The organism is Streptomyces sp. IBSBF 2435, assembly GCF_036815005.1.
GTDB lineage: Bacteria > Actinomycetota > Actinomycetes > Streptomycetales > Streptomycetaceae > Actinacidiphila.
The window spans coordinates 18,264-32,177 of record NZ_JAJSYW010000083.1 but is presented as its reverse complement, the minus strand read 5'-3'; the positions used below and the strand labels follow the sequence as shown (position 1 = coordinate 32,177).

General features: G+C 74.3%; 8 protein-coding genes. All 8 read left to right on the top strand.

Going from position 1 to position 13,914, the window contains the following annotated elements:
- The first annotated feature begins 381 nt into the window (after nt 1-381).
- Nucleotides 382-3,051: a glycoside hydrolase family 3 C-terminal domain-containing protein gene (locus V7E46_RS17960; RefSeq protein WP_333769346.1), complete on the top strand. Its 2,670-nt coding sequence runs from the start codon at nt 382-384 to the stop codon at nt 3,049-3,051.
- 357 nt (nt 3,052-3,408) lie between these two features.
- Nucleotides 3,409-3,912: a hypothetical protein gene (locus V7E46_RS17955; protein ID WP_333769345.1), complete on the top strand. Its 504-nt coding sequence runs from the start codon at nt 3,409-3,411 to the stop codon at nt 3,910-3,912.
- A complete protein-coding gene (locus V7E46_RS17950) occupies nt 3,882-5,300 on the top strand; it encodes a hypothetical protein (RefSeq protein WP_333769344.1) in 1,419 nt (472 codons plus the stop codon). Before V7E46_RS17955 ends, V7E46_RS17950 begins: the two co-directional genes overlap by 31 nt.
- Entirely contained in the window at nt 5,297-6,862 is a 1,566-nt protein-coding gene (locus V7E46_RS17945; protein ID WP_333769343.1) for a vWA domain-containing protein, read from the top strand. Before V7E46_RS17950 ends, V7E46_RS17945 begins: the two co-directional genes overlap by 4 nt.
- 12 nt (nt 6,863-6,874) lie before the next feature.
- Entirely contained in the window at nt 6,875-7,996 is a 1,122-nt protein-coding gene (locus V7E46_RS17940; protein ID WP_333769342.1) for an ATP-binding protein, read from the top strand.
- Nucleotides 7,993-10,863 (top strand): hypothetical protein, encoded by a 2,871-nt coding sequence (locus V7E46_RS17935; RefSeq protein WP_333769341.1) that lies wholly within the window; start codon nt 7,993-7,995, stop codon nt 10,861-10,863. Before V7E46_RS17940 ends, V7E46_RS17935 begins: the two co-directional genes overlap by 4 nt.
- A gap of 312 nt (nt 10,864-11,175) precedes the next feature.
- Nucleotides 11,176-12,327 (top strand): ROK family transcriptional regulator, encoded by a 1,152-nt coding sequence (locus tag V7E46_RS17930; protein ID WP_333769340.1) that lies wholly within the window; start codon nt 11,176-11,178, stop codon nt 12,325-12,327.
- Between the two features lie 143 nt (nt 12,328-12,470).
- On the top strand, nt 12,471-13,907 hold the full coding sequence (locus V7E46_RS17925; RefSeq protein ID WP_333769339.1) for an aldehyde dehydrogenase family protein: 1,437 nt from the start codon (nt 12,471-12,473) through the stop codon (nt 13,905-13,907).
- Nucleotides 13,908-13,914: the final 7 nt, after the last annotated feature.

The following is a 13,914-nucleotide window of genomic DNA, read 5'->3' as shown; positions in this document are numbered from 1 at the left end:
GGAGAGCGGAGAGAGCGGCTCCCGGGGGTGGGGAGGAGCTGCGAGGACAGGGTGGGAGAGCGCTCTCTCAGTGGCCCTGATGGTTGCCGCTGAGTTTCCGGGGTGTCAAGAGATCGGACGTGAATGATCGCCGCCTGCCGGGGCCGTTGGCCGCGATGTCACGTAATGTGCCGTCCGGAAGGCCGCTTTCCGGGCAGTCGGGGGGCGTTGGGACTTGACACGCGGACGGGTGGCAGGCGAATGTACAGAGTATCGGGAGAGCGCTCTCCCAGCTGTTGTCCCTGTCCTTCCGCGACGCTCGTCTCAGCCTGCCGCTCACCGCGGCCTTCCTGCCGATGGGCCGTCACGCCGCGGGCGGCGCCAGCAGGAGGCCATGAAGGGATGACCATGATCGCCCCTGGGTCCGTGTCCGCCCCGCAGTCCGCCGCCGCGCCCTCGATCAGCGACGCGGAGATCGACGCCCTCGTCGCCCGGCTCGACCTGCCCGCCAGGATACGGCTGCTGTCCGGCGCGAGCACCTTCCGCACCCAGCCGGAACCCGCGGTCGGCCTGCGCGCGATGGGCGTCTCCGACGGCCCGGCCGGCGTACGCGGCGAGAAGTGGGACGAACGCGACACCGCGCTCGTCCTGCCGTCCGCGACCGCGCTCGCCGCCGCCTGGGACGACGACCTGGTCACCGAACTCGGCGGCCTGCTCGCGGCCGAGGCCCGCCGCAAGCGGATCCACATCATGCTGGCCCCCACGCTCAACCTGCACCGCACCCCCGCCGCGGGACGGCACTTCGAGTGCTACGCGGAGGACCCGCTGCTGACCGGCCGCACCGCCGCCGCCTACATCCGCGGCGTCCAGGCCGGCGGGGTCGCCGCCACCGCCAAGCACTACGTCGCCAACGACTCGGAGACCGACCGGCTCACCCTCGACGCCCGCGTCGACGAACGCACCCTGCACGAGGTCTACCTGGCGCCCTTCGAGGCCGCGGTGCAGGCCGGGGTGTGGGTGGTGATGTCCGCCTACAACCGGGTCAACGGCGTCACGATGTCGGAAAGCCCGCTGCTGGCCGAGCCGTTGAAGGGCTCCTGGGGCTTCGACGGCGTGGTCGTCTCGGACTGGGGCGCCACCCGCAGCACCGAGACCGCCGCGCTGGCGCCGCAGGACCTGGCGATGCCGGGGCCGCACCCGCTGTGGGGCGAACCGCTGCTGGCGGCGGTGCGCGAGGGCCGGGTGCCGCAGGCCGCGATCGACGCGAAGGTACGGCGCATCCTCCGGCTGGCCGCCCGGGTCGGCGCGCTGGACGGCGTCCTGCCGCCGCGTCCCGCCCCCGCGCCCCGCGACCCGCACGGGCTCCTGCGGCGCGCGGTGTCGGCCGGCTGTGTGCTGCTGCGCAACGAGGGCGGGCTGCTGCCGCTGACCCCGGCGCCCGCGCCGGGACCGGCCGGCGCGGCAACGGACTCCGCGCCGGGCGGTACAGCCGGGGGGCTGCCCGGCGCGGACATCGGCGGCACGGTGGACGCGGGTGCCGGCGCGGGCCCGGACACGGGCGCCGGTACGGCCGGGGCGCCCCGCCGGCTCGCCCGGCTCGCCGTCATCGGGCCGAACGCGGCCTCGGCCCGGGTGCAGGGCGGCGGCAGCGCCGGGGTCTTCCCCGAGGCGGTCGTGTCACCGCTGGAGGGCATCGGGGAAGCGCTCTCCGGGACCGGCACCGAGATCGTGTACGCCGAGGGCGTGAACCTCGCCACCCGCCCGACCCCGCTGCACCCCGGCAACTCCCGCGACCCGCGTACCGGCGAACCCGGTGTGCTGGTCCGCTATCTGGCCGCCGACGGCCGCGAGATCTGCGCCGAGCACCGGCTCAGCGGGCGGATCCTGGAACCTGGCGACGCCCCGGAACTCGCCCGCACCGCCGCCACCGTCGAGGTCAGCGCCCTGGTCACCCCCGCGACGCCGGGGGAGTGGCGCTTCGCCGTGGTGGGCCTGGGCGCGGTCACCCTGCACGCGGACGGCGAGCCGCTGATCGACACCTATGTGGTCGCCGAGTCCGACGACCCGACCTATGTGCACGTGGCGCCGTCCTTCCGCACCGCCGCCCGCAAGGTCACCCCCGGCGAGCCGCTGCACCTGGTCGCCACCCGCGAACTCGCCCCGGACCAGGGGCTGGCCGTCGCCCTGGCCGCCGACCCGTCGCGGCCCGACGAGGACGAGGCGATCGCCGAGGCCGTCGCGTGCGCCCGCGCCGCCGACGCCGCCGTCGTGGTGGTGGGCACCACCGACGAGATCGAGAGCGAGGGCTTCGACCGCCCGTCGCTGGCCCTGCCCGGCCGCCAGGACGAGCTGGTGGCCGCGGTCACCGCGGCCAACCCGCGCACGGTGGTGATCGTCAACTCCGGCGGGCCGGTCGAACTCCCCTGGCGGGAGAGCGCTCCCGCGGTACTGCTGTGCTGGTTCCCCGGGCAGGAAGCAGGACACGGCCTGGCCGATGTGCTGTTCGGCCGCGCGGAACCCGGCGGCCGGCTCCCCACCACCTGGGCCGCCGGCACCCGCGGCGCCCCGCTGCCCGCGACCGCCCCGGACGCCGGGGTGCTGGACTACGCCGAGGGCCCCTACCTCGGGCACCGCGCCTGGCGCCGGGCGGGCGCGACACCCGCGTACTGGTTCGGCCACGGCCTCGGCTACACCACGTGGGCGTACGAATCGCTGACCGTGCGCCCGGAGCCGGCCGCCGACGGCACCGGCGCCGCCGGGCCGTCGGGGCAGGGGGCCGTGGCCCTGGTGACGGTGCGCAACACCGGTGCGCGGGCCGGCCGCGAGGTCGTCCAGGTGTACCTGACCACCGGCCCCGACGACCACGACGACGGCAGCCCGAGGCTGGCCGGCTACGCCGCCGTCCACGCGGCCCCGGGCGAGGCCGCGGTGGCCGAGGTGCGGATCGAGCCGCGCGCCTTCCAGCGCTGGTCGCCGGCGGCCGGCGGCTGGGTGCCGCGCCCCGGCCCGTACACCCTGCACGCCGGCCCGTCCGCCGCCCGGCAACCGCTCTCCGGCCCGCTGGACCTCTGACCCCCGGGCCCTCCGCCCCGCTCGACCTCTGACCCGCCGGCACCGCCCGGCGCCCGCTCCACCGCTCGCCGACCCCGCTGGGCCGCACCCCCGGGACCGGGCGTCCCCCGTCCCTGACCACGGGGGGCGCCCCCGCGGTGACGGCGACCGGCGCCCGCTCCCGGGGCGGCGGCACCGCCAGCCCGGCCGCGCGGGCGGCCCCTGAACCGGCCGCTGCGTCGGCCCCTTCCCCGGCCCGCGAGCAGTGCGCGGGCCGGCTCTCCTTTCAAGATCGGCGTTGTCAGTGCCCGCCGCTATGTTCAGTGGTGTCCCGCCGTCGTGGCGTGGAAATCCCCCGGGCGCAGAGGAGATGACGCGTTGTCTGACTGGGAGAGGTCGAGCACGGTGCGGGTGGTACCACCCGCCCGCCCGCGCAGGCTCGCCAAGGTCCCGTTCGTCGAACTGGCCGACGGGCGGCTGCAGGGCGTGGTGTCCAGCGGCTCGGACATCGAGCGGGTCTACGTCTCGTCGGTCGCGGCCGGCAGCTTCGCGTTCGCCTGCAGCACGAACAACAACCGCCCCTGCGGCGGCGCGCGGGGCTACTTCTGCAACCACATCCGCGCCCTGATCGGCGAGGCTGTGCTGCAGTACGGCGCCGAGCGCGTCGCCCGCGCCCTGCGGATCGAGACCGCCGACGCGGATCCGAGCGTGCTGTCGCTCGTCGCGCAGATGGGCACCGCCCGGCCGGCGCAGGGCGACACCGCGGCCGCCGCACCCGTCTTCAGCCGCTTCCTGCGCCACCTGGCGTATCTGGAGCTGGCCCCGACCACCGCCCCGCTGCCGGAGATGCAGTGGTTCCCGCCGACCAGGGCGGTGGCGTGATGCGCGCCGACCTGCTCGCGGCGCGCATCGACGGGCTGGACGAGGCACTGGCCGCCGTCGACGCCTTCGACCAGGCCCTCGCCGCCGGCCTGCTGCGCCCGCAGCCCGCCCAGGCCGCGGGCCTGGCGGAGCTGGCCGCGGCCGTCGCGGGGACACCGCTGGCCGCCAGGGTCGCCGAGGCGGCAGAGAAGGCTGCGGCCGGCGCCGCGGGCGAGGACCACTTCGTCGCCCTCGCCGCCGCCCGCAGCGCACTGCTCGGCTCGGTCCACGACGCCCTGACGGCCCGCGTCGAGGAGGCGACCGGCCGGCCCGCCGGCGGCGCCACAGCACCGGCGGCCGGCGGGCAGCAGGCGCTGAACGTACTGGCAGCGGCCCGTTCCTGGCTGTCCGACCTGGCGCGCTGCGGCTGGCGGGGCATCGACCACGAGGTGGTCGCGGGCTCCTCGCAGATCGTCTCCGCGATGCTTCCCGACCCGGCCCTGCGCCGCCTCGCGTCGCTGCTCGACGGATTCGCCGCCGAACTGGCCGCGTCCTGCCCGGGCGCCGCGCTGGAACGCGTACCGGCCCGCCGCTGGGGCGACCTGTGGTCCCGCGCGCTGCTGCTGACGCTGCCCGGCGCCGCCGGCGCGCCCGCCACCGGTACGGCCACCGGCCGGCTGCTGCCGCTCGGCGTCGACCTCCAGGAGCACGCCACCGCCGTCCAGGCCCAGGTGCACGCGGTGTTCGAGCCCGCCGACGGGGCTGCTCCGCTGCTGGTGCGGGCGAGCGTGTCGGCGCCGAAGCCGGACACGGTCGTCGGAGCGGGCCTGTGGCAGCTGCTGCGCCCGCACATGTCGCTGCTGGCCGCCGTCAGCCAGGGCCGTTCGATGGACCTGGTCGGGATGCCGGTCACCGCCGAGGGCGATCTGCTCTGGAGCGACCGGTACGCGCGGCAGGGCGAGCCGGCCGACGCGTTCAGCACCGCCCGGGTGGCGCTGCCCACCGCGACCGGGCCGGCGACCGCGCCCCTGGACCGGCACCCGGCGCGTATCGCCGTCCCCGTCCTCCTTGAGGGCTACGCCGCCGAGCAGGGCGACGAAGGACTGACCTTCACCCTCGCCGGGCAGCGGCTGGCCGTCGACACCGACCGTGTGCCGTCCGCGGGACCGCTCACCCCCGAGGCCGTCACGGCGTCGGTCGCCTGCATCGGCCTGCTCCGCTGGGACGCCGGGGTGTTCGGCGTCCAGCCGCTGGCCGTCGAGACGACCGTACGGAAGAAGCCCGTCGCGGTGCAGGCCGGGGCGTGGGCGGGCGGCACCGCGGACAAGGCCGGGGCCAAGGCCGAGAAGGCCGCCACCGACGCGGCGGCGGTACTGCGGGAGCGCGCCGGAAGGCTGTTGCGGAAATGACCGGACCCACCACGGAGGAAGCCGCCGCACTCTCCCACGACAACCGCCGGCAGGTCATGTACTGGCGGCTGCTCGCCCGGCTCTTCGACCCGGAGGAGCAGCCCGCGCTGGAATCGGCGAGCCTGGCCGTGGTCGAGGACATCGGGCTGCCGCCCGCGCTGCTCGACCCGCAGGCCTCCGTCGACTCGGTCGTGCAGCGCCACCCCGAACTGGCCGCCGAATTCGACCGCCTGATGCTGCCCGAGCCTGGGCCAGCGCCCGAGCCCGAGCCAGCGCCGGAAGGCGACCTTGATGCCGATGCCGATGCCGATGCCGATGCCGATACCGACCTCGCGTCCGACCCCGAGGCCGCGCCGCACGGCGGCAGCGAGGCCGGAGGCAGCGGGGGACGGGACCGCGCCGCCGAAGTACGCCGTGCCGCGCTGGTGTCGAAGGTGCTGCTCAACGTCTTCGCGACCGGCAGCGGCACCGTCACCGCCGGCCAGCTGTCCCGCTGGCAGTCCGACGCCGCCTGGCTGGAACGCGCGCTGGGCTGCGGCCCGGGCGAACTGCGCGGCGGTCGTCCGGCGGGCGGCGGCCCGGGAAGCGGCGCGGGCGGCCCCGGCGGCCCCGGCGTCAGCCCGACCGGCTCGGGCGCCGGGCGTACGAACCCGGACCTGAGCCGGCTGATCCCGGCCATCGGACCCGAACTCGGCGCCATCGAGGCCGACCTCGTCAAGCGGATGCACCTGCGCGAGGTGCTCGCCGACCCCAAGCTCGCCTCCCGGCTCACCCCGAGCATGTCGCTGATCGAACAGCTGCTGCGCGACAAGAACAACCTGTCGGGCGTGGCACTGGCCAATGCCAAGGCCCTGATCCGCCGGTTCGTGGACGAGGTCGCCGAGGTGCTGCGCACCCAGGTGGAGAAGGCCACCGTCGGCCCGCTCGACCGCTCGATCCCGCCCAAGCGGGTCTTCCGCAACCTGGACCTGGACCGCACGATCTGGAAGAACCTCACCAACTGGAGCCCGGAGGAGGAGAAGCTCTACGTCGACCGGCTCTACTACCGCCACACGGCGCGCCGGACGACACCGCAGCGGCTGATCGTGGTCGTGGACCAGTCGGGCTCGATGGTCGACTCGATGGTCAACTGCACCATCCTGGCGTCGATCTTCGCCGGGCTGCCCAGGGTCGATGTGCATCTGATCGCCTACGACACCCACGCGCTCGACCTCACCCCGTGGGTGCACGACCCCTTCGAGACGCTGCTGCGCACCAATCTCGGCGGCGGCACCGACGGCACCGTGGCCATGGCGCTGGCGCAGCCGAAGATCGCCGAGCCGCGCAACACGGCCGTGGTGTGGATCTCCGACTTCTACGAGTGGCAGACCGAGCCGCTGTTCGCGAGCATGGCCGCCGTTCACCGCTCGGGCGCCAGATTCATCCCGGTCGGCTCGGTGACCAGCTCCGGCCGCGGCAGCGTCAACCCGTGGTTCCGCGAGCGCTTCAAGGACCTCGGCACACCGGTGCTCTCCGGTCATATCCGCAAGCTCGTCCACGAGCTCAAGACCTTCCTCGCCTAGAAAGGCCCCGTCATGTCCGACCTGTTGCGCGCCCCCGCCGAGATCAAGTACGCCGAGGAGCTGGACTGGCTGGAGTCGGTGGACGACGGTCCCAAGCCGTTCACCTGGCGGCTCTCGCCGAAGATGGTCCGGCTGTTCGTGCTGGGCTCCGAGCGTTCCGACGGCCTGGACCGGCAGATCGCCCCGAAGTGGTTCGGCGACCGCAGTTTCGTCGAGCGCTCCATCGTCACGCTGGCCTCCGACCGCGGGCTGCTGCTGATCGGCGACCCGGGCACAGGCAAGAGCTGGCTGGCCGAACTGCTCTCCGCCGCCATATGCCGCAATTCCACACTGGTGGTGCAGGGTACGGCCGGCACCACCGAGGACCACATCAAATACAGCTGGAATGTGTCCATGGTGATCGCCAAGGGCCAGTCCAGGCAGTCGATGATCCCCTCGCCGATCATGACCGCGATGGAGGCCGGCGCGATCGGCCGCTTCGAGGAGCTGACCCGCTCCACCAGCGACGTGCAGGACGCGCTGATCTCGATCCTGTCGGAGAAGTACATCTCGGTCCCCGAGCTGGACAGCGACAACAGCGACAACATCGTCTTCGCCAAGCCCGGCTTCTCCATCATCGCCACCGCCAACAGCCGCGACCGGGGCGTCAACGACCTGTCGTCCGCACTCAAGCGGCGCTTCAACTTCGTCCGCATCCCGGTGGTGACGAACAAGAAGAGCGAGGCGGAGATCGTCCGATTCCGCACCGAGGAGCTGCTGCGCCGGCACCGGATCGAGCTGGACGTACCGCCGACGCTGCTCGATGTGCTGCTGCAGAGCTTCGCCGACCTGCGCACCTCGGCCGCCGCGGCCGGCAGCGACGACGAGAAGCTGGAGTCCGCGCTGTCCACCGCCGAGCAGATCGGCGTCCTGGAGGACGCGATCCTGCACAGCAACTTCTTCGGCGAACGCGCGCTGACCGCCCACACCCTGGCGTCCTCGCTCGTCGGATCGCTCGCCCGGCGGGAACCGGAGGACCTGGCGATCTTCAACAAGTACCTGCACGGCGTCGTGGAGCCGCGCAGCAAGGAAGTGGGCGGATCCTGGCCGGAGTTCCTCGAAGGCGGCCGTGACGCGATAGCCACCCTGTCATGACCGCTGTCCAGGAAGCCCAGGAAGGCCAGGAGGCCCAGGAAGCGCGGGAGGGGCGGGAAGGGCAGCAGAGCGCGCCGTTCGACGCGCTGCGCACCCAACTGCAGGAGGCCGCCACGCAGTTCGCCGACGGACCCGACGCGCTGGAGGGCATCCTCCTCGGCATCGTCGACGACGTCGACCGGGCTGTGCGCGAACCGCTGGAGATCTTCCCGGTCTGCCACCACTCACCGGCCTCAGCGGTCGCGATGGCGCGGCGGCTGCGGGAGAAGCAGCCGAAGACCGTCTATCTGGAGCTGTGCGAGGACATGGCGCCGCTGCTGCCGGAACTGCGCAACTGCCGGCTCCCGGTGGCGGTGCAGGCGTTCGCCAGCGAGGTCGACGGCTTCCCGCCCGAATGGGCACCGCTGTCGGTCGTCGCGCCCCTCACCGAGGCGTCGGCCGAATACCAGGCGATCGCGTACGCGCTGGACACCCCGGGCGTCGAACTGGTCCTGGTCGACCGGTCCTCCGACCACGTCTTCCAGTGGCAGACCCGCGGCCCAGGTCCCGGCACCGGCTCCGACGCCGTCCCCGACGCGCAGCCCGCCACGTCGCCGCCCGAGGAGGAGTCGGCGCTGCACGGCGACGCGGTCGGCGTGGAAATCGGCGACCTGCGGCCGCGTTTCGCCGAGCTGGAGGAGCACCTGCTGCACCACGGCAGGGTGCGGCACTGGTCGGAGTGGTGGCACCAGTACGTCGAACTCCCGCTCGGCGACAGCGACCACGACACGTACCGGCAGGTGATGCTGCTGATCGGCAGCCTGTTCCGGCGGCTGGCGCCGGGCGACCCCGAGCGGGCCGGGATGGACGAGGACCGCGAGCGCCACATGTGGACCAGGATGCGCGAGCACCTGGCCGCGTCCGGCACCGATCCCGCGGACTGCCTCTACGTCTGCGGCGCCTTCCACGCGGCCAGCCGGGTCGCGGAGTTCGGTGTCCACGGCGCCGACACCTTCGAGATCACCCCGCGCAGCGCCAGCACCTGGCAGTACGGCCTCATCCCGTCCAGCCACACCGCGATCGAGGCGCAGTTCGGCCTCGCCGCCGGGTCCGTGTCGATCGCCGCGACCCAGTGGGCGAAGAACCTCAGGCGCACCCGGGTGCAGCCCTTCCGGCTCGCCGGGCAGGCCGGGACGAAGAAGCCGGCGAAGGGCGGCAGGACACCGGCCCCGGCCCCCGCCGCGCCCGAGGGAGCCGCCGACGACCGGCTCACCGGCTTCCTGCGGCGCCCGCCGGTCCTGGACCGGCTGGACGAGGCGGAACTGCTCGGCTGGTCCGTCGACATCGTGCGCGCCGCCCGCCGCAGCGGCTACCTCGCCTCGACCGCCGACGCCATCGCCGTCTTCGAGACGTCGATCCTGCTGGCCGGGATGCGCGACCGGGCCAGACCCACGCCGTACGACTTCCAGGACGCGGCGGTCACCTGCATCGAGAAGGACACGGTGCCCGGCCGGCGCGACGTGCGCCGGCTGGTGGAGATCATGATGGGCGGCGACCGGATCGGCCAGGTCGGCTACGACGCGCTGCCGCCGCTGGCCCGCGATGTGCACGACCGGCTCGCGCCGCTCGGACTGAAGCTCCAGCAGCGCGGGGTGCAGCGGGCGCTGCTCGACATGGCGGCCCGGCCGGAAGTGGCGCGGTGCTCCGACGTGCTGTGGATGCTGCGGCAGCTGATGCCGCCCGGCACCGCGCGGCCGATCATGGGCGAGCGGCGGCTCGGCGAGCACCCCATCCAGGAGTCCTGGGACATCGCGCTCGGCACCCACCAGCGGGCGCTGATCGAGCTGGGCTACGAGGGCGTCAGCATCGAGCAGGTCCTGGAGCAGCGGCTGCGGCGTACGGCGTACGGCCCGCGCGCGACCACCGCGACCGTGCTGCAGGCCGTCGAGGACGCCACGCTGTATCTGCGCAGCCGCCGGCTCGCCGACGAGCTGGGCACCCGCGCCCTGGAGGTCCTGGCGACCGAGCGCAGCGTCGACGGCGCGCCCGAGGTGCTGCGCCGGGTGCGCCGGCTGCTGGCGTACTACCGGACCGGTGAGCCGGCGCTGCCCGGCTGGATCGAGGCCTTCGTCAAGACCGGCTACGCGCACTACTGCACGCTGCTGCCGACCGCGTTCACCGACGAGGACGCGACCGGCGGCCAGGTGGCGGCGATGCTGGGCTTCCTGTTCAGCATGGAGAGCCTGGCGCTGTCGCTGGGCTGCGACCGGACCCAGCTGGAGCTGGCGTTCGCGCAGTCGCACCCGCGGGAGCCCGCCAAGGTGGCGCTGCTGTGGGCGGCGCAGGTGCAGCTCGGGCTGCTGTCCCGGGCGCGGTTGCGGGCGCGCTGCGACGAGCTGCTGGGCAATCCGCTGGTGGTGCCGGCCTATCCGCGCTACCTCAGCGGCTTCCTGCACGCGCTCGAACCGGTGCCGCAGCTGGCGGACTTCGTCGTGGAGCTGGTGTCGAACGCGTTCGCCCGGCTGCCCGACCCGGTGCTGCTGCCGTGGCTGCCGACGCTGATCAGCACCCTGCGGGCCGGCGGCGCGGAAGCGGCGCCGCTGCTGATCCGGGAGGCCGGGCGGATCTTCCCCGGCCGCCTCGCGGCGCTCGACGCCTGGGTGCCGCCGTGGCTGGCCGGTCCCGACCCGGCCGCCGGGCCGCCCGCGGCAGGCGCCGGCGGACGCGGCGCCGTCCTGCTGGCCGCCCATCCGGCGGCCTGCGACGCGGTCGCGGAGCTGCTGGGCTGCGAGGGGAGCTGGGCCGGGGACCCCGGCGCGCGGGGCGCGGCCCTGCTCGGCCGCCACCCGGACACGGCTGCCGCGCTGGAGGTGCTGCTGACGGGCTGACGGGCTCGCGGGTACGGACGGGCCTGAGGGTACGGACCTGGGCGGCTGCGCGGTCCCGCGGTGCCTGTGGAAATCTGGGAGAGCGCTCACCGAGGGGCGGCGGGAAGGCCGCGATCTGGCACTATGTGCCATGTCGCCCGCGATTCCCGGGAGGCGTCGTGCAGTTCGGCGGCGCCTGCGGTCCGACCGGCCGGGACCGCGGCAGGACCGGTGGACCACGCGGACCGCCGGGACCGAGATCATGAGGGGAGTCCGGTGACGCGCGAGGTGGGCCGGACGACGAGAGACCTCCGTCGGCACAATCGCACCTCCGTGCTGACCAGGCTCTATCTGCACGGCGCCGCCAGCCGCTTCGACCTGATGAAGGCCACCGGGCTGAGTTCCGCGACGGTGAGCAACGTCGTCACCGGCCTGGTCGCCGACGGCCTGGTCGCCGAGGCGGGACTGCTGGACTCCGACGGCGGCCGGCCGCGTACCCTGCTCGAAGTGCGCCCCGGATACGCCCAGGTGGTCGGGGTCGACATCGGCGAGACCCATGTCCAGGTCGGCCTTTTCGACTGGACCCTGGACACCGTCGCCACCGCCACCTACCCGATGGACGAGGGCCGCCCCGAGCCCGCGGTGCTCGCGGAACTGGTACGGGCCGGCATCGAGGAGGTCACCGCGAAGGCCGGCGCCGACCCGGCCGCGCTGCTCGGCGTCGGTATCGGGGTGCCCGGCGCCGTCCTGCCCGACGGGCTGGTGCACGCGCCCACCCTCGGCTGGTCCGGCGTACCGTTCGACACGCTGCTGCGCCCGCATGTCGCCGCGCCCCTGCACCTGGACAACTGCGCCCGCACCCTCGGCCAGGCCGAGATGTGGCGGGGTGCGGGCCGCGGCGCGCAGCGGGCCATCGTCGGCCTGCTCGCGGTCGGCGTCGGCGCGGCGGTCGCCACCGGGTCGCCCGGCGGGGTGACCAGCACCACCAGCGAGTGGGGGCACACCGTGGTCGAGGCCGGCGGGGCGCTGTGCCGGTGCGGCTCGCACGGCTGCCTGGAGGCCTACGTCGGCGCGGACGCGATCCTGGAGCGCTACGCGCGGCTGGCCGGCCTTCCCGAGCAGTCCGGCGCTCCGCGCGGGGCCAGCGGCGCCGACACCGAGGCGCGGCTGGCCGCGCTCGTGGCCGAGGCGGCCCGGCCGGGTCCCGCGGCCGACACGGTCCGCGCCACCGCCGAGTACCTCGGCATCGGGATCGGGAACCTCATCAACCTGCTCGGCCCCGACCGGGTGATCCTGTCCGGCTGGGTCAGCGCGGCCATGGGGCCCGCGATGCTGCCCGCGGTCCGGGACGCGATGCGGCGGCACACCCTGGACTACCTGGCCGAGCGCACGGTGCTCGAACTGGGCCGGCTGGGTCCTGAGCAGGTCGCCCTCGGTGCGGCCACGCTGCCGGTGCACGAACTCCTGACGGCCGGGGGCCGCTGAGTCCCGCGGGCCGGCCCGACGTTCCGGCATCTCGGGGAAATTTGTTCGTCACGACCGTTGACCCCCCATCGGCTCCTACTTAGTTTAAGTCTCGGAAAAAGCGGCGGCATCATGCCGCCACCCTCCGGCACCCTGGAGCCCGCATGCCCTCCCGACCCGGCGACGGCCGGCTGTACATCGACGGGGCCTTCGTACCCGCCGCCTCCGGACGCACCGGGGCGGTCGAGGAGAAGGCCACCGGCACGCCGATCGGCAGCTACGCGCTCGGTTCGGCCGCCGACATCGACCGGGCGGTCGCCGCCGCACGGGCCGCCCAGCCCGCTTGGGGAGCGCTCTCCGCGCCCGAACGGGCGGGGTATCTGCGCGCCTTCTGCGGCTATCTGGAGGCACACTACGAGGAACTGGTCGAGCAGAGCATGCGCGAGACCGGCGGGGTGCGGGCCAAGGCCGAGGACGAGGTCGGCACCAGCATCCGGCAGCTCGCGCTGTCCGCCGTCCAGGTCAGTGAGAACGCCGGCGACATCCTGCCGCCGTACAAGGCGGGCAAGCTCTCGCTGTCCCGGGCGGTACCGCTGGGTGTGCTGGGACTCATCACCCCCTGGAACTACCCGATGAATCTGGCGATGCGGGCTCTCGCGCCGGGCCTGGCCTTCGGCAACACCGTGGTGCTCAAGCCCGCCGAGCTGACCCCGGTGATCGGCGGCCAGGTGCTGGCCGCCGCCGCGGACCACGCGGGCCTGCCGCCCGGTGTGCTGAACGTAGTGACCGGGGACGGCCCCGACGCCGGCTGGCCGCTGGCCCGCCACCAGGGCCTGGACATGCTGGACTTCACCGGTTCGCGCGAGGTGGGCCTGGCCATCGACCGCGCGGCGGCCGGGGAGCTGCGCGACATCCGCCTCGAACTCGGCGGCAGCAACGCCTTCGTGGTGCTCGACGACGCCGATGTCGAACTCGCCGCGAACTGCGCCATGATCGCCTCGTTCGAATTCCAGGGCCAGACCTGCATCAGCGCCAGCCGGCACATCGTGCAGCGCGCGGTGGCCGCCGGCTACCTCGACGCCCTGACCCGGCGGGCGGCGGCCCTCACCGTCGGCGACCCCTTCGCCGCCGGCACGGCGCTCGGCCCGCTGATCAGCGCCGCGCAGCGCGACCGGCTGCACCGCGACATCGTCGAACCCTCGCTGGCGATGGGCGCCCGGCTGCTGACCGGCGGCACCTACGAGGGGCTGTTCTACCGGCCCACCGTGCTCGCCGACGTCACCCCCGGCATGCCCGCCTTCCGCGAGGAGGTCTTCGGCCCGGTCATCCCGGTCACCGTCGTCGGCACCGAGGCCGAGGCGATCGCCCTCACCAACGGCCTTCCCATGCTGATGGATTCGGTCTTCACCCGGGACCTGGTCCGCGGACTGTCCGTCGCCGAACAGCTCCAGGCCGGCGAGGTGCACGTCAACGACGCGCACGCCAGGCACGGCGCCGAGAACCAGATGCCCGGCTTCACCCGGCGCCAGTGGATCGGACTGCAGCGCACCCCCCTGGAATTCCCCGGCTGGGCCACCGCGCCCGCCGACGAAGAGAGCTGAGGACACC

What these genes read in the sequence shown, in the direction of transcription:
- V7E46_RS17960 (WP_333769346.1), top strand. Translation starts at nt 382, where the DNA reads ATGACCATGATCGCCCCTGGGTCCGTGTCCGCCCCGCAGTCCGCCGCC.
- V7E46_RS17945 (WP_333769343.1), top strand. Translation starts at nt 5,297, where the DNA reads ATGACCGGACCCACCACGGAGGAAGCCGCCGCACTCTCCCACGACAAC.
- V7E46_RS17940 (WP_333769342.1), top strand. Translation starts at nt 6,875, where the DNA reads ATGTCCGACCTGTTGCGCGCCCCCGCCGAGATCAAGTACGCCGAGGAG.
- V7E46_RS17935 (WP_333769341.1), top strand. Translation starts at nt 7,993, where the DNA reads ATGACCGCTGTCCAGGAAGCCCAGGAAGGCCAGGAGGCCCAGGAAGCG.
- V7E46_RS17925 (WP_333769339.1), top strand. Translation starts at nt 12,471, where the DNA reads ATGCCCTCCCGACCCGGCGACGGCCGGCTGTACATCGACGGGGCCTTC.